The following is a 17,432-nucleotide window of genomic DNA, read 5'->3' as shown; positions in this document are numbered from 1 at the left end:
GTATATTTAACATCAAATTTGAGTCGATAATGGATCTGATCCTCTCTCATGCAAAAATAGTCACGATGCAGCCCGGAGATGCGGGCTATCAAGTCAGCGAACCTGTGTATATTGGCATCAAAGATGGAAAAATTGATACGATTTCAGACCAGCCTTTCGCAATCACTGCCGGTATACAAGAGATCAACTGTGCTGAAATGTTAATCACACCGGGGTTGATTGACTGTCATACGCATCTGATTTATGCCGGTAATCGCAGTCACGAGTTTGAAATGCGTCAGAAAGGGGCAAGTTATCAGGAAATCGCCCAACAAGGTGGCGGGATTCTTTCCACGGTGACATCAACCCGTCACGCATCTGAAGAAGAGCTGGTTGTGCTGGCACTTCCCCGTTTAGATGGATTAATTCAGAGTGGCGTGACCACCGCTGAAATCAAATCCGGCTACGGACTGACACTGAGCGATGAGCTGAAAATGCTCAGCGCTGCGAAAAAATTAGCAGACCATCGTCAAATCAATATCGAAACCACCTTACTGGCAGCGCATGCAATCCCGCCTGAGTACAAAAACAAAGCGGATGCCTATATTGATTATATCTGTGATGAAATCATTCCGGCCGTTGCAGAACAGCAACTAGCGTCTGCTGTTGACGTATTCTGTGAGTCAATTGGTTTCAATCTGAATCAGACGGAAAAAGTCTATCAGTGTGCTCAACGACACCATCTGGCAGTCAAAGGCCACACAGAACAATTATCCAACCTTGGCGGAACCGCACTGACAGCACAATATCAGGGCCTGTCAGCCGATCATATTGAATATCTTGATAAAACCGGCGTTCAGGCTTTATCAGAATCCGGCACGGTTGCCACACTCTTACCCGGCGCCTTCTACTTTCTGAAAGAGACGCAACAGCCCCCCGTTGAGTTACTCAGAAAATACCAGGTACCGATGGCAATCGCGACCGACTGCAATCCGGGCACATCCCCATTCAGTGATCTGACACTAATGATGAATATGGCCTGTACGCAGTTCGGCCTGACTCCGGAAGAAGCCCTTCGCGGCGTCACCTGCCATGCAGCAAAAGCCTTAGGTCTGCAGGACACCAAAGGCCGGATTATCTCCGGAATGGATGCAGATCTGACTTTATGGAACATTTCTCATCCGGCAAATCTCAGCTATGAAACCGGCATTCCGAGGGTTGCCGGCCGGATAGTCAGTGGAAACTTCTCCGCTGGAAATGCCTCACCGTCATTATCATCAATCAGCACCACCTCAGGTGATGGAAAATAAAAACAAGGAGTTCACATGTCACAAACACCTAAAGCGGGAACCCGCCTCGACACTTCAAGAACGATCCGTGCCCCGCACGGCACGGAGCTAACAGCTAAATCATGGCTGACCGAAGCCCCGCTGCGAATGTTAATGAACAATCTTGATCCTGATGTCGCAGAACATCCGCATGCACTGGTTGTATACGGCGGTATTGGCCGTGCAGCCCGTAATTGGGAATGCTTTGATAAAATTGTAGAAGTATTAACCCGTCTGGAAGAAGACCAGACCTTGCTGGTTCAGTCCGGTAAACCAGTAGGTGTTTTTCAGACTCACAAAAATGCACCACGGGTACTGATTGCGAATTCAAACCTGGTCCCACACTGGGCCAACTGGGAACACTTCAACGAGCTGGATAAAGAAGGTCTGATGATGTACGGCCAGATGACGGCCGGTTCATGGATTTATATCGGTTCTCAGGGCATCGTTCAGGGGACTTATGAAACATTTGTTGCCGTAGCAAAGAAACATTTTGAAGGACAAACCAAAGGTCGCTGGATTCTGACCGGCGGCCTTGGCGGCATGGGTGGTGCGCAAACACTGGCTGCGACGATGGCTGGTTTCTCAATGCTGGCGGTCGAGTGTGACGAATCCCGGATCGATTACCGCCTGAGAACCGGCTATGTGGATAAAAAGGCAACCTCACTGGATGAAGCACTGGCAATGATTCAGGAAACTGATCAGCCAATCTCTGTCGGCCTGCTGGGCAATGCAGCGGATATCTTCCCTGAACTGGTGAAACGCAACATCACCCCGGATGTTGTCACCGACCAGACTTCTGCCCATGACCCACTGAACGGCTACCTGCCTCTTGGCTGGAGCATGGAAAAAGCGGCTGAAATGCGTCAAACCGACGAAGAACAGGTCGTCAAAGCTGCCAAAGCGTCAATGGCTGTTCATGTTCAGGCGATGCTTAGCCTTCAGGAACGTGGTGCCGCCACTCTGGACTACGGCAATAACATCCGTCAAATGGCTTTTGAAGAAGGGGTACAAAATGCCTTCGACTTCCCCGGATTTGTCCCGGCTTATATTCGTCCACTTTTCTGTGAAGGTATCGGACCTTTCCGCTGGGCAGCACTGTCAGGTGATCCGGAAGACATTTATAAAACCGATCAAAAAGTCAAAGAACTGATCCCGGATGATCCGCACCTGCATAACTGGCTGGACATGGCCCGCGAGCGAATTCATTTTCAGGGGCTGCCGTCACGTATCTGCTGGGTTGGCCTGAAAGATCGTAAACGCCTTGGCCTTGCGTTCAATGAAATGGTAAAAAATGGTGAATTAAAAGCCCCCGTTGTGATTGGCCGTGACCATCTGGACTCAGGTTCAGTGGCCAGCCCGAACCGCGAAACAGAAAGCATGCTTGACGGATCTGATGCTGTTTCAGACTGGCCATTACTCAACGCGCTGCTGAATACTGCTGGCGGAGCGACCTGGGTGTCACTTCACCACGGTGGGGGCGTCGGCATGGGATTCTCCCAACATTCAGGTATGGTGATTTGCTGTGACGGAAGTGATGACGCCAGCGAACGACTTAACCGGGTTCTGCACAACGACCCTGCAACCGGCGTGATGCGTCATGCGGATGCCGGCTACGACATTGCAAAACAATGTGCCGCTGAGCAAAAACTTGATCTACCGATGCTGAATGCAGAACTGGCAAAACTAAGATAAGGAAAAATTTCATGGATGTACTTACGATTAACCCCGGCCGGATGACTTTAAAGGAACTTCGTCTTGTCAGTCGCTCTGGTTTAAAAGTTAAACTGGCTGAAGATGCACATCAGGCCATCAATGCCAGCACGCAGGTTGTTGAAAAAATCATTGCTGAAGAACGAACAGTCTATGGCATCAACACGGGGTTTGGTCTGCTTGCGAACACAAAAATCGCGCCGGAAGATCTGGAAACACTTCAGTGTAGTATCGTGTTGTCGCATGCCGCCGGGATTGGCAAATTTATGCAGGATGAAACCGTTCGTCTGATCATGGTACTGAAAATTAACAGTCTGGCCCGTGGTTTCTCAGGTATCAGACTCGAAGTCATTGAAGCCTTAATCACGCTGCTGAACCATGAAATCTATCCTTGTATTCCGCAAAAAGGTTCTGTCGGTGCTTCCGGCGATCTCGCACCACTGGCACACATGAGTACCGTTTTGCTTGGTGAAGGTCAGGCACGTCATCAGGATGAAGTCATTTCCGGTAAACAGGCGCTGGCGATCGCCGGCTTATCTCCTGTGACACTGGCACCAAAAGAAGGGCTGGCACTGCTGAACGGCACGCAGGCTTCCACAGCACTGGCGCTGGAAGGCTTGTTCTACGCTGAAGATCTGTTCGCTTCTGCCACCGTGTGTGGTGCGATGTCCGTTGAAGCGGCGCTAGGCAGCCGCCGTCCGTTTGATCCGAAAATCCATCAGGTTCGCGGCCATCAGACTCAGATTGATGCCGCCGCCGCATATCGCCACCTGCTGGGTGACGACAGTGATATCAGCCAGTCTCATATCAACTGTGAAAAAGTGCAGGATCCATATTCATTGCGCTGTCAACCACAGGTTATGGGTGCCTGCCTGCAACAGATCCGGAATTCAGCAGATACACTGCTGACAGAAAGTAACGCGGTGTCAGACAACCCGCTGGTCTTTGCTGAAGAAGACGACATCATCTCCGGCGGTAACTTCCACGCAGAACCGGTCGCAATGGCGGCAGATAACCTGGCATTAGCGATTGCTGAAATTGGCAGCTTATCTGAAAGACGGATGGCGCTTCTGATCGACAGTGCGCTGAGCAAACTACCGCCGTTTCTGGTTGATAATGGCGGGGTTAACTCCGGCTTTATGATTGCTCAGGTCACATCGGCAGCCCTTGCCAGTGAGAACAAAACCCTGGCTCATCCAGGCTCCGTTGACAGTCTGCCAACCTCTGCCAATCAGGAAGATCATGTCTCCATGGCAACGTTTGCAGCGCGTCGTCTCAAGGATATGGCGGAGAATACCCGTGGTATTCTGGCCGTTGAATACCTTGCTGCGGCTCAGGGGCTGGATTTCAGAGTTCCCCTGAAAACATCCGACAAGCTTGAGCAGGCAAAAGCCATGTTGCGGGCGAAAGTCCCCTTCTATGATAAAGATCGCTACTTTGCACCGGATATTGCTGCAGCCGATGACTTGTTGGCCTCTGCCAAACATCATTGTCTCATGCCTGAGAGCCTGCTGCCCAGTCTGTGAGGTCCGGAGAAAGTTCCGGACCGGCATATATACTTCATACGTAATCCCGGCTACACTGGCCGGGATTATCTGGCTCTGAAAATTCGCAAACTCACAATTCACTGATTAATAATTCACAGGATCAAAGGGATGGTTGAACAATCTGCTGCTTCAAGGCTCTCGGAAGCACTTCCTGACACGCCGGCACCAATTTATCAACGGGTGAAACAAGCCATTATTGCGCAGATTTCTGCCGGGCAATGGCAGGAAAATGATCGGGTGCCTTCAGAAAGTGAACTGGTTAAAGCCTTAGGTGCCAGCAGGATGACGATTAACCGGGCACTCCGGGAACTCACTACAGAAGGCTATCTGTTCCGGATGCAGGGTGTCGGTACGTTTGTTGCCAAACAGAAAGGCGCAACCCCGATGCTGGAAGTGCATAATATCGCAGAAGAAATCACCCAGCGCGGCCATAACCACACCAGTAAAATCATCAACTTATCGAGTGTAAAAGCCGATCCGGAACAGGCGGCTATTTTTAATCTGAAAACCGGTCATGAACTGTACTACTCTCACATCATTCATTACGAAAACGATGTCCCGGTACAACTCGAAGAACGCTGGGTTAACCCGGCAATGGCGCCGGATTACCTTCAGCAGGACTACCAGAATCAGACGCCATACACCTATCTGATGAATATTGCGCCACTCACTTCCGGTGAACATATTGTTGAAGCCGTGATGGCAGACCCGCGGCAAAGGAATTATCTCGATATAGACGACTACGAGCCTTGCCTGCTGATTCGCCGCCAGACCTGGAGTGACAAACAGGTAGTCACTTACGCGAAACTGCTTTACCCGGGTTCCCGTTATAAGTTGTTAGGCAATTTTTAACGCTTTCATTACCTGAGAAAATTGCTGGCAGATCGTTGACTCAAGCGGATGATGTCCCTGTTCGATGACCTGTTTTCCCGCAACATACACATCCCGGATCATCTGGCTGTGACCACTAAACAGCCAGCGGTTCAGCCATAAAGATGACGGCAGATTCTCCAGCCATTCATTCTGCTCCACCACCAGCCAGTCCGCCCGTTGCCCAACGGCCAGTGTTCCCAGTTTCACACCACAAGCCTGTGAGCCACCAGCAGCCGCCTGTTGCCAAAGCATATCGCCAACCGATCCGGTTGCAGGATCTACCAGCCGGTTACGGCGCTGATCCCGCAACCTTTGCCCATATTCCAGCCAACGCAGCTCTTCCATTGCACTCACAGACACATGGCTGTCTGACCCGACACCCCAGCGGCCACCCTGCTGCATGTAATCAACTGCGGGAAAAATCCCGTCACCAAGGTTCGCCTCTGTCGTGGTACAAATTCCCACAACGGCCTGACTGGCAGCAACCGAAGCCACTTCCTGCTCAGTGAGATGTGTCGCATGCACCAGGCACCAGCGGAAATCGACCGCCGCATGATCATACAACCATTCCACAGGACGCTGCCCGCTCCAGCTAATGCAATCATTCACTTCTTTCATCTGCTCAGCAATATGAATATGAACCGGTAAATCAGTCGGTGTATGAGACAAAACCTGCTCAATCTGAGCCGGGCTGACCGCCCGCAGTGAGTGGAAGCAAATCCCGGCATGATGCAGTGCTTTCCCTGAAATATGCTGTTGCAGCTCAGCAAACCGGGACAGATAAGCCTCTGTATCCTGAATAAAGCGTTGTTGCAGCGGCTGTGCCGCCTGTCCGCCAAAGCCACTGTAACGATATAAAACCGGCAATAACGTTTGCCCGATACCGGCATCCCCGGCCGCATTGATCAGATGAATTGCCATCTCATCCTGCTGATAAGCTTTACCGTCTTTATCATGATGCAGATAATTGAATTCCGCGACCTGCGTATAACCGCCTTTCAGCATATCGATATACAAATAGGCTGCAATCACGCCAACCTGTTCAGGAGAGAGGTGGCTCACCAGATGATACATCTGTTCACGCCAGGTCCAGAAACTGTCCTGCGGGTCACCCGCTACTTCTGCCAGACCAGCCATTGCCCGCTGGAAAGCATGAGAATGCAGGTTAACCATTGAAGGCAGCACCAAACCGGACAACCGTTCCGTCTTCTCCGGCACATCACGAACCCCATATTGCACCGATGCAATCACACCCTGAGCATCAACCTCAATCAAGACATCAGACTGCCAGCCATCACTCAGCAAAGCGTGTGTGCATAAAAAACGTTTCATTATTGACTCTTCCCTGATAGATTGTATATACATATATATACTACAACATTCAACCAGCGTAAACCTGAACTCACAGAGGAAATAAAGTATGGAAGCATTTCAATACTATCCGGGAACCAGCCCGCTGCTTATCAGCATCCCTCATGCCGGTATACACTTAACACCGGCAGTTGAAGCCGGGCTGTCTGAAACTGCAAAATCTCTCCCTGATACCGACTGGCATGTACCAAAGCTTTATGAGTTCGCCCGCCAGACCGGTGCACATGTGTTGATTGCAAATTATTCCCGTTTTGTGATTGATCTCAACCGTCCGGCAGATGATCAACCGCTGTATACAACGGCCACCACAGGGTTATTTCCTCAGACGCTGTTTGATGGCACCCCGATATTCAGCGCAGGCAACGCGCCATCCAATGATGACAGAGCCGCTTACCTGACTAATATCTGGCAGCCTTATCACATGAAAATTCAGGATACACTGACCCACATAAAAGAAAAATTCGGCTACGCCCTGTTGTTTGATGCCCACTCTATCGCATCCAATATTCCCCGTTTATTCGATGGCCAGCTACCGGACCTGAATATCGGCACCAATCAGGAGCAAAGCTGTGCACCGGCACTACAAAAGGCCGTGGAAGCCGTTTGTCAGAATCAAGACACCTTCAGCTGGGTGCTCAATGGCCGGTTTAAAGGCGGTTACATCACCCGCGCGTATGGCCGTCCGGAGCAGGGCTGGCACGCAATTCAGCTCGAACTGGCACAATGTAACTATATGGAAGAAACACCACCATTCAACTGGCGTGAAGAGAAAGCCGCACAGCTAATCCCGGTGCTGAAAACCATCATCAGCCAATACACCAAAAGCGCAGAATCCGGCAGCTGATAAACCTCAGGCAGCGCTTGTCACACCTGAGATTGGGCATAAAACCATCAAAACAAATCAAATTCCTGAAAAATGGATTTAAGTGAATAAAATACAAGCAGATTTAACGTCAATAGAGGGTGGACAGCACCTGGTCAATCCCATATAATCATGCCCCTCAGTGGGGGCCTTTAGCTCAGTTGGTTAGAGCATCCGACTCATAATCGGCAGGTCCTGGGTTCGAGTCCCGGAAGGCCCACCATATATTTCAAGGGGTTAGGTAATTTTTTACCTAACCCCTTTTTCTTTGGTTTTTTATTTATAGCAGATTTATAGCAAAATTATTTATAGCAACAGCCCGCCAGAATACTGAAAAACTCCCCTGCGCTATCCCGCGATTCAATGACAAAAAACCTGTATTCATTAAACTGGCTCATTTGCTAATCCGGATATATCTGGTTCCGCAAACCGCTCAAGACCTCCTTGTGCGCTTAGACAAGGGCATCCATGCCCTTGTATGTTTGCTCCACCAGATACACCCGGATAATCAGCTTATTTCCCATACCGGTATGAATCCAAACCACCGAAACAGATAAGCTCATTGAAGATGGGTTCCATGAAAGCACTTCTGTGTAGCAAATATGTAGCAGCGAGATGGTTTGATTACATATCCGGATTCCATATCTAAGTGGCTTGGATTGTGAATGATTAGGAATCGGGATTATCAATATTGCGCTTAATATGGCTTGGTTTTGGGTTTCGATACCACTTAATTGACTATCGAATTCCATATCTGAACGGCTTGGATTGTAAATAATTGGGAATCGGGATTTATCAATATTGCACTTAATATGGCTTGGTTTTGGGGTTCCGATACCATTTGATTGACTACCGGATTGCTTATCTGAACGGCTTGGATTGTAAATGATTAAGAATCGGGACTATCAATATTGCATTTGATATGGCTTGTTTTTGGGCTGGCGATACCACTTGATTGACTACCGGATTGCTTATCTGAACCGTTGGATGGTCAATCATTGGGAATCGGGATTGCGGATATGGCCCGTCTACAAAAAGAGCCACGAAACTAAGTGGCTCTGACTTAACTTAGTTTCGAACAATATCTTATTGTTTGATACTGACCTTCTCAGAAGTGACTACTTTACCGATTGAGTCCTGAATCGTGATTAACTTATTCATATAAAGCAGCACCTCGTGAAAATCATGATCTGAGGGATTCATCTTACGCAGATAATCCTCAATCTGAATCAGATATTCACGGGCTCTCTGTGAAAGGCTTGGGTCGTAAGCAATTGTTGCAGGCATAAGTGCCTCCGTGTGAAAAATAAAATGGGAATCACCACCCAGAGGTACCAAGAATGGGTGGTGAACTGAACAAGGTTGGTACTACCGCTCACACGGACGCGGCGCGCAAATGCGCCCATTGTCCAGCCCACCATAATTCGTTCAACCTGTCTAAATAGTAGACAAATAAAAATCAAGATGTGCGAAAACACATATAAAAAATCCAGCAAAAAGCTGGCATTTATATGCCGTGTGAAAACCGTAAACGCGGGGTACCAAACCCGTCACCTCATGTTACTGGTGAGTGGCTAGGATATCTTTGATGATGTTAAGTGTCAATTGTTGTATATGGGGTGATGTGTTGGGAGTCTGTTTGCTTTGTAAATAGGATCTGGACAAAAATCATTTTCATGACTCTTGGTAATTGCTTGCATTTGCATTAGGCAAAGTATTGTGAATGCAAGTTGGTTAGAGTTTGATCGTTTTTTCTTTCGGTGGGTGGTCTGCTAATTTTTCTTACCTTTCTAATTCCTCAATTAATTCATATGTTAGAATTAGACTAAGTTTAGGGGGCATTGTGAATGGCTGACGATATATTCACTATTCAAGAGTTGGCGATCTATTTAAAACTCAATGAAAAAACGGCTTACCGATTAGCTAGCGAACGTAAACTCCTAGGCTTTAAAGTCGGTGAGGGCTGGCGTTTTAAGCCTGTAAATATTGAACAATGAATTGAAGAGAAAAACAGTGGCTAAAATAGTACTTAAGTCAGATTCTGATGAGATAAAAGATATTCATGTCATTTTTCTACATGGATTAGGAGGAGACGCAAATGGCACCTGGCTTAAAAAAGGCTCTAAAGATGAAGCTTGGCCAATTTGGTTAGCTGAAGATAATTGTGACCTAAATATATGGACAGTGGAGTATGACGCTCCCAAGCTTAAATTTGATAGCTCAGGAATGGGCATACCAGATCTCGCTGTAAATATATTTGAGCACATATTAAAAGTCCCCGAATTATCCGAAGGAGAAATAATATTTGTTTGCCATAGTCTTGGAGGGTTAATCACAAAGCAGATACTTAGAATAGCTAATGATCAAACTAATAGAGTCGAAGTACAACAATTTTTGGGCAGAGTTTCTGGCGTAGCCTTTTTAGGAACACCTCACCTTGGCGCAGATATTGCGAATCATGGCCATAATATTTTAGCCAAAGGCCTGTTGAGGTGTCTTACATTTCAACAACCTTCTATTGTTGCTGCATCTTTAAGCAGAAATGACCCTAACTTAAGAGAGCTGAATACTTGGTATCGAGATTGGTGTCAGCGCAAAGAAATAAGACATCTTGTTCTAACAGAAACTGAAAAAATGTACGGTATTGTCACCGTTGTTAAACCTGACAGTGCCGATCCAGGAATAACAGGTGTTAGAGCTATCCCTATTTCAGTTAGTCATGAAAATATATGCAAGCCAAATGATAAAAATGACGAGATTTACAAGCACATAAAAGGCTTTTTATCTCAAAAAAAAAGAGAATTTCATGAGCTATGGATAAGCTCTAGGTTTTATAACGATACAAACTCATGGGAAGGATATAATAACTGGGCACATTGCCCCCATGGAACATCCGGTGAATATTTCGTTGATGAACAGGTTAGATTGCTTGATTCATCTTCAAGCAATAATGGAGGACTTAAAGGTTTAGACGGCTTAAACCTTATTAGAAATAAGTTATTAGAAAGAAAAGCGTCTATTAGACTTATTGGTTTATCTGGTGTTGGAAAAACTAGGTTCGTGCAAGCCTTATTTGATGAGCGCATTGGTGAAAACCCTTTGCCCCACAAGGCTGTATTTTATACTGATATGGCAAACTCTCCAAAACCAACACCTCAAGCTTTGGCTGAAAAAATCGCTGGCGAAGGTCGGAAAGCAATTTTAATAATAGATAACTGCCCGCCTGACCTACATAGATCTCTTACAACCTTATGCAGCACTGAAAACAGCAACACCAATTTACTGACTGTAGAATATGATTTAAGAGAAGACCAACCTGAGCAAACTGAAGTATTCTCTTTAGAACCATCTTCAATCGAGCTTATAGAAAAAATACTTAACGCTAGATATCAGCATCTAGGTCAGCAAAACTCTAGAACAATTAGTGAATTTTCATGTGGTAACTCAAAAATAGCTTTGGCTTTGGCTGAAACAATAGGTAAAAACGAAAACATCTCAAGTTTAAGGGATGAAGAACTATTTAAAAGGCTATTTTACCAACGTCATGCTAGTGAAAAGTCACTTGAAACAGCCGCTCAATACCTTTCACTAGTTTATTCATTCCAAATTAACAGTGAGAAGATTTATAGTGATGATATTACTTTTCTCAGTAACCTATCAAAAATTCCATCAAAAGATATTTATGAATCAGCTAAAGAGCTAAAGCGTCGAAATTTAGTTCAGCAACGAAGTAAATGGATGGCTGTTTTACCGCACCCAATTGCGAATAGGTTAGCAAAGTATGCGTTAGAAAATATAAGTACAGTTGTTATTTCTGATAACTTTAAGGAATCAACAGATGAACGGTTACTAAAATCCTTTTCAAGGAGATTAGGCTACTTACCAAAATGTGAAGAAGCCAAAATCATCGTTAATGATTGGTTAAATGAAAATGGATTGTTACATAAACTATACGCCGAAGGAAAAAGTGAACTTGCTTGGATATTGCTCACTAATATAGCTCCTATTTCAGCTAAAGAAGTTTTATTTCACATTGAAACCTTAGCTAAACAGCCTGAATTTTGTACAAGAAAAAATAAGCAATTTACAGAAATAACAAGGCTTATCAGGTCTATTGCTTATGATGAACAATATTTTGATATATGTGCAAAATTGTTATGCCAATTCACTCTATCAGAAGATAAAGCTGAAAATTACAACTCTATCAAAGATATTTTAAAGTCATTGTTTCAACTTTATTTATCTGGAACTCATGCAACCAAGGAGCAGCGTTTAGATGTTATAAAGAATTTAATTTCTACCGCAACCGAGCATAGTGTAGAACTAGCTTTTGAACTTTTAGACTCATCTCTAGAAGCTTGGCACTTTTCCTCAAGCCATGCCTTTGATTTTGGTGCAAACCCAAGAGACTTTGGTTATAGACCAAAAACCAACCAAGATGTTGCAGACTGGTATCAGTTGTTCATTGAATATACATCTGAATTTATTACTAATAAAACTCCTCACTCAGAGCGAGCCAAAAAATTACTAAGCAAAAACCTACGTAGCTTGTGGCAACAAAATAACTTAAGAAATTTAATTGAAAGTACTTGTATAAATATAAGTACTTTAGGAATGTGGGCTGATGGCTTTTCTGCCATTCATGATATTTTAAAATGGGATTGCAAAACTTCCACAGAAACGGAAATACAGAGGTTGCAATCAATCGCAAACCAATTATCACCTAAGTCCTTATTAGACGATATAAACATGTATGTATTGGCTGATAAATGGAAATTTCATGATTTAGAAGAATACGATGAGGATGGTGTTTTAATTGAGCATGGTTATAAAAAAGGACAGCAGTACTCTATAGATTTGGGGGTTAAAGTAGCAAATACTGATAGTGAGTTACTTCAATCTATGTTGACTGAACTTCTATCATACAGTGGTTCTAGCTCTAACTTATTTGAATTTGGAGAAGGCTGTGCAGAAGGAACGCATAATAACGAAGAGTTATTAGCTTTGACTATTTCTACATTAGAAAAAATTCCTGAGACAGAACGAAACATTAACTTCTTATGTGGTCAAATTAAGCACCTCTCGAAAGTTAATATCAACCTCACCAATACTTTCTTAGATGAATTCATGAAACACCCTGAACTCAAGAAATACTTTATATTAGTCCAACTGAGTTACGTTATCGACCAAGATGCAATTGCTCGAATACTTAAAGTATTAAAAGAAAACACATCTCCAGTTTGGATGTATAAAAACTTAGCATATGGTCGCAGTCACGAACCAATAGCCGACGATCAGCTATGTGAAATGTTAGATTTAATTTGGAAACAAAAAGACGGCCAAGCAGTTGCCATAAAAATACTATCAATGCGCTTTCATGGGCTAAAGCAAAACCAACACTATGTTGTTTCAGATTTGCTTAAAGAGAAATCAGCATCACTTTTAGCATCATTCAATTACTCAGAAGAAAAAGAGCCTTCCGGTGGCAGCGATTATAGTTTAACCCAAATTGCCAATGTCTGCTTTTCTGCTGGTACAAATGAAGAGTATGCTTTAACTGTTCTAGAAGCAATTAAAGCGAAAATTTTGACTCATATTATCGGCAGATATGATTTCCCAGAATTTATGTCCACCATTATTCAATTACATCCTATTTTAGCCCTTAAAGTATTTATAGGTAAAAATAAAGAAATAGAACCTCAGATAAGAAATGTAATAAAAGGTAGGCTTGATAAGAAAGTAAGCCCATTCTCTAAAATTGATAACAAGAGTACGCTAGATTGGTGTAAAAGTAATGGCAAAGATAGTTACCATCTGCTCGCATCTATAATTACGCCATATCAATCAAAAGAAAAATTAATTGAATGGACTCCACTAGCTATAGAACTATTAAACATATGCCCCGAACCAGTTAAAGTTCTAGATGAATATCTCACGAGTTTCAGCCCAAATGGGTGGTCTGGTTCAAGAGCGAAGATACTTGAGTCTCGTTTACCTTTATTTCAACCATTAATAGATTCAACTAACGAAGATATATCAAAATTGGGGGTTGCTAAAAAAGCTCAATGGGAAGTATACATTGCTAGTGAATACAAAAGAGAAGGAGAACGTGATTCAGAGAGCAATGAGAGGTTTGAGTGGTAGCCGAGAATTCAATATCAATAAAAGATCACTTTGTCGAGTCAGTTAATTTTTGAGCTGAAGAACCCCCAAACATTAACTCTGATATATATGGATTTTGCGTCATCTTAACCAGAACTAATCCGAATTCGCCTTTGACGAAAAATCAGTTATTCCATAGAAAAATGATAATGGGGCATTTTCGAGTTACCTATTTCTACCTCAAAATACACTTATTCACAGAACTCCAAGTAAAAAGATGCCGCTTGCTTTGCCTCAAGACGCCATTCAAAAATCCGGGTAATCAATTCCCGCCCTGCGGTAATCACGCCTTTTAACGCTCTGGTGAGTTCATTCTCACAATAGGGGCTGGTTTTCACCGCTCCGGTGTCTTTATCAATGGATAGCTCATAGTAAGGCTTAAACACCTGTGCTTTACGCTCACAGAACACGCCGCCCATCTGCACGGTAAAGGTTTTCCAGTCGCCTTGGTCAGCCGCTTCAATAATTGCTTTGGGCTTGTCTGACAGCCCTGTGATGTCTTTCAAGCGTCTCAGTTCGCGCCATACAGTCACAGAGCAGCCGCCCAGTTGCTGAAACTGGCGAATCCCCCAACAGGCCGCCCATGCATCGACTCTGGCGGCGGCTTCCTGCGGGTCTTCGCCATAAATGCCAGTGTCTAAATCACTCCCGTCGATATTCTTGGAAATGTATTTCGCGATATAGCCAGTGGCTGAACCTTTGGCCGGGTCGATTTTGACTTCAGTAAAGCGGTGTTTATCTGCGCCGGACTCGTCGCTGTCTTCCCGCATCGCATAATCACGCATCACCTCAACCATGGGCTGATAGAGATGTTTTTCAACAAACAGCAATAAATGCCAGTGCGGTGTACCGTCATGTTGTGGCTCTGCCACCCGGAAACCATAGAAGCGGATATTCAGGCGGCTGAGTTTCGCCCGGATTAACTGCCACAGGTTATTGAGATAGGCTTGCCCGTCTAACGGGGTGAAGCCCTGCCATTTGGGATTGATATCGCCGGATTTGGAATAACTGCGGTGATACTTTGACGGACAGGTGATGGTGAGAAAGGCGGCTTCATGGCCGGAATCCTGCGCTAATTCTTCAAAACCTCTTGCCCGAAGCATCAATTCACCTTTTCTGATTTTCGGGTCAGCGACACCTTTTTGTGACAGTTCCAGCAATGAAAAACGCTGTCCCAGATTATTCACGGCAAAAGTGTTGGACAGATATTCATGCTGATAGGCTTTCTGGCGTATTCTGGCCTGCAAGGTGAGTTTCGAACAATACAGGCTGGTTCGCTTGTTGACCTGATTCAGATGGTGCAACACTGTTTCAATATTACGCCGCTGAGATTTTCTCAGTTTTCGTAACCACCATTTATGATCGCAATAGCGCCCCATTTCCCCGGCCAGAGAATACCCCTCAACCGGCATCACGCCCTGCTGACGAATAAAACCACGCACCGGTTCAAGGGAAAATTCATCATCAAGAAATTGCCGACGCAGGGCAAACACTGATTTAGCCAGATGTTTGGCTTTGGCGCGTAAATCATCTTCACTGAGGTTCAGCTCAAGCTGCTTAAAGGAAACAGACAGCTTATCGGCTAACTGCTCTGTTGTGAGGCGTAAAAAAGTATTGCGTTCAAACTTGGTCGGTTTGGCGAAATACTCACGCAGCAATAAACGCTGAATTTCCGGCGGAAAGCAACAAAGCCTTTGCTGAACAAAGGCTTTATCATCCCAATCGACCTGTGAAAAACTGACCGGATTCATAGAGCATTTCTCCCTCTTGCGGTGAGGGAAAATTCATCCCAACGCAGACCGAAGAAGTTCACCGGGGCGAAGGTAATCAACCCGGCCTGATAGAGCTTATCCACCGTGCCGGAAAACACCCGGACAGGCAGCCGGGATTTTGGTTGAACGTCGCCTTTCATCGGCCCATAGTCCGAACAGACTTTAAACGTCCGCCCGGTGTGCATCCATTGCAGTAACTTTTTCTGTTCTGAGGTGAGAGAAGGAATAGAGAACTCAGGCATAGTAAGCCACCTCCTGAGACAGGTGATCCAGCTTGGTGTGATTGTTTAACCACTGATCTAAGTCTTCTTTGAGGTAGCGAACGGCACGCCCGATTTTAATAAAAGGTGGCGCAACCGTGCGGTTACCCCGGTGCCCTTCCATTCTGGCCTGACGTAAAAAGGAACGGCTCATGCCGATATAAGCGGCGGTTTCCTGCTCTGTGTAGGCGCGTTTTTCAATGGTGGCTTGTGTCATGTTTTTATCTCCGTTTGTTCATTGAGAGATATAAAAACATGCGCAATCTGCACGTGCAGATAACCGTGCGTCCAGCCGTGAAGTTAATTTTTCACTTCGTTTCTGACTTCACTCAGCAGGTTCTGAAAACGGCGGTAAGACATAGTTAATACCGCATCACCCCGGCCAAAATAAGTAATATCATCATTGGTGATATCATCAATCACCGCATCGGTATCAAATTCACGCCCGGCTTCAAGATGGATATCTTTACGCAGCAACACCAGCACTTTATCAGAGCGGGCTTTTGGATGTTTTAATAACACCCGGTGCAAAATCTGTTTGATCGGATTGGTAAACACAATTTTACCGGAGGCTTCCGGCTGATTCTGTATTGCTGGAGCGGGAACAGCATCTTTTATCACTTCAAGACCAAACCGTTCAGCAATCTGGTTTAAGTCAATCCGTAAGGCATGCGGTTCAATGGTCAGTTTTCGGTTTTGCAGGTAACGGGTATTCAGCCTTTTCAGCTCATCACCCATTTTTTCCTTCATTTCTGCCGTAAACTTTTCAGTGATCATCTGGCCGATGCTTTGAAAACCAGTGACATCATAAATCACTTCCGGATAGGCCCAGAAAGGTTTTTCCCGCCGTGCTGGTAACTGGTTCATGTAAGGAGCGATATATTTTTCTATCGTACCGAAAGCTTCTGTCACCGATTGCCAGCCTGATACTTTTTCCGGGTTAAGGATTTGAAACATCTCTACCGCTTTCTTTTTATTGTAAGCGGTAAAATGCCTGGAATCATCCCGGCCTAACCGGACAAATCCCCCGGTAATCAAACACCGCACCGATCACCGTCTCTTCCTTTACAACGAACAACGCCCCGGCGTGCTTCACCTCAACCTTTGCACACAGATAAAGCTCTTCATCATCAATTGAATCAAGCACTTCTTCTTTCGTCAGGGATGTTCTTTTTTCGATTTCTTCTAACCGGATAAACCGGCGTTTGTTTAGCGCCATGTATGCCACCTGCCCGGAGTCTTTTATGTGAGATTTGTCAGAATCATTGAATGTAGATCAAGAATCATCGACAACACAACCACCTGAGATTATGGATAAATTGTCCTTCTGGAGTTGCATTTTAACTGGTTTGTACTATATATAAAAACAGATTGCGATAAGTTGATAAGCATGGGCGACAATATCAATTAGAAACAGGTGTAAAAGGGACTATAAAATACGATCTACCTCACTGGTACTGGAGCAATATTATTGAAAGTCGTTTTTGCCCCAAAGTGAGTTAACAAGTTGTCTATGGAGCAGTCAAAAGCAGACTTTTTAGCCTAAAAATTTTCATCTATATAAC

Annotated in this window: 14 protein-coding genes and 1 tRNA gene; 8 read left to right on the top strand and 7 right to left on the bottom strand. The window is 45.0% G+C overall.

Features of this window, described 5'->3' with window-relative positions; genetic code table 11:
• The first annotated feature begins 29 nt into the window (after positions 1 to 29).
• The 4 genes from hutI to hutC all read left to right on the top strand — a co-directional run bounded on the left by hutI (position 30) and on the right by hutC (position 5,419).
• Complete coding sequence (gene hutI / locus OC443_RS03540; RefSeq protein ID WP_073580307.1) at positions 30 to 1,289, top strand: imidazolonepropionase; 1,260 nt, start codon at positions 30 to 32, stop codon at positions 1,287 to 1,289.
• A 15-nt stretch (positions 1,290 to 1,304) separates the two neighbouring features.
• A complete protein-coding gene (gene hutU / locus OC443_RS03535) occupies positions 1,305 to 3,002 on the top strand; it encodes a urocanate hydratase (RefSeq protein WP_073580309.1) in 1,698 nt (565 codons plus the stop codon).
• An 11-nt stretch (positions 3,003 to 3,013) separates the two neighbouring features.
• Entirely contained in the window at positions 3,014 to 4,546 is a 1,533-nt protein-coding gene (hutH, locus tag OC443_RS03530; protein ID WP_073580311.1) for a histidine ammonia-lyase, read from the top strand.
• 129 nt (positions 4,547 to 4,675) lie between these two features.
• A complete protein-coding gene (gene hutC / locus OC443_RS03525; RefSeq protein ID WP_073580313.1) occupies positions 4,676 to 5,419 on the top strand; it encodes a histidine utilization repressor in 744 nt (247 codons plus the stop codon).
• Here the strand turns inward: hutC and OC443_RS03520 are convergent.
• Complete coding sequence (locus OC443_RS03520; protein WP_073580315.1) at positions 5,405 to 6,772, bottom strand: formimidoylglutamate deiminase; 1,368 nt, start codon at positions 6,770 to 6,772, stop codon at positions 5,405 to 5,407. The genes hutC and OC443_RS03520 overlap by 15 nt on opposite strands.
• Positions 6,773 to 6,860: 88 nt before the next feature.
• Between OC443_RS03520 and hutG the strand changes: the two genes are divergently transcribed.
• Positions 6,861 to 7,655, top strand: coding sequence for an N-formylglutamate deformylase (gene hutG, locus OC443_RS03515; protein ID WP_073580317.1), 795 nt, complete (start codon positions 6,861 to 6,863; stop codon positions 7,653 to 7,655).
• A gap of 164 nt (positions 7,656 to 7,819) precedes the next feature.
• Positions 7,820 to 7,896 (top strand) — tRNA-Ile (locus tag OC443_RS03510).
• An 863-nt stretch (positions 7,897 to 8,759) separates the two neighbouring features.
• Here OC443_RS03510 and OC443_RS03505 read toward each other — a convergent pair.
• Complete coding sequence (locus OC443_RS03505; RefSeq protein ID WP_073580319.1) at positions 8,760 to 8,960, bottom strand: hypothetical protein; 201 nt, start codon at positions 8,958 to 8,960, stop codon at positions 8,760 to 8,762.
• Between the two features lie 560 nt (positions 8,961 to 9,520).
• Between OC443_RS03505 and OC443_RS03500 the strand changes: the two genes are divergently transcribed.
• Both OC443_RS03500 and OC443_RS03495 read left to right on the top strand, forming a co-directional pair.
• Positions 9,521 to 9,670, top strand: a complete 150-nt coding sequence (locus tag OC443_RS03500) for a helix-turn-helix domain-containing protein (protein ID WP_073580321.1) — start codon at positions 9,521 to 9,523, stop codon at positions 9,668 to 9,670.
• A 16-nt stretch (positions 9,671 to 9,686) separates the two neighbouring features.
• Positions 9,687 to 13,817: an alpha/beta hydrolase gene (locus tag OC443_RS03495; protein WP_262021638.1), complete on the top strand. Its 4,131-nt coding sequence runs from the start codon at positions 9,687 to 9,689 to the stop codon at positions 13,815 to 13,817.
• Between the two features lie 209 nt (positions 13,818 to 14,026).
• Here the strand turns inward: OC443_RS03495 and OC443_RS03490 are convergent, their stop codons facing one another.
• The 5 genes from OC443_RS03490 to OC443_RS03470 all read right to left on the bottom strand — a co-directional run bounded on the left by OC443_RS03490 (position 14,027) and on the right by OC443_RS03470 (position 17,086).
• Positions 14,027 to 15,586 (bottom strand): replication endonuclease, encoded by a 1,560-nt coding sequence (locus OC443_RS03490; protein WP_073586599.1) that lies wholly within the window; start codon positions 15,584 to 15,586, stop codon positions 14,027 to 14,029.
• Positions 15,583 to 15,849, bottom strand: coding sequence for a hypothetical protein (locus tag OC443_RS03485; RefSeq protein WP_234976481.1), 267 nt, complete (start codon positions 15,847 to 15,849; stop codon positions 15,583 to 15,585). The genes OC443_RS03490 and OC443_RS03485 overlap by 4 nt, the downstream gene beginning before the upstream one ends.
• Complete coding sequence (locus tag OC443_RS03480; protein ID WP_073586600.1) at positions 15,842 to 16,084, bottom strand: helix-turn-helix transcriptional regulator; 243 nt, start codon at positions 16,082 to 16,084, stop codon at positions 15,842 to 15,844. The genes OC443_RS03485 and OC443_RS03480 overlap by 8 nt, the downstream gene beginning before the upstream one ends.
• 83 nt (positions 16,085 to 16,167) lie before the next feature.
• The gene (locus OC443_RS03475) at positions 16,168 to 16,914 is read right to left on the bottom strand and encodes a hypothetical protein (RefSeq protein WP_159440401.1); all 747 of its coding nucleotides are present in this window, start codon (positions 16,912 to 16,914) and stop codon (positions 16,168 to 16,170) included.
• Complete coding sequence (locus OC443_RS03470) at positions 16,868 to 17,086, bottom strand: hypothetical protein (RefSeq protein ID WP_073586602.1); 219 nt, start codon at positions 17,084 to 17,086, stop codon at positions 16,868 to 16,870. The genes OC443_RS03475 and OC443_RS03470 overlap by 47 nt, the downstream gene beginning before the upstream one ends.
• Between the last annotated feature and the right edge of the window lie 346 nt (positions 17,087 to 17,432).

Source organism: Vibrio quintilis (assembly GCF_024529975.1).
Classification (GTDB): Bacteria; Pseudomonadota; Gammaproteobacteria; order Enterobacterales; family Vibrionaceae; genus Vibrio; species Vibrio quintilis.
The sequence above is the reverse complement of the archived record's forward strand: the minus strand, read 5'-3'. Positions and strand labels throughout refer to the sequence as shown.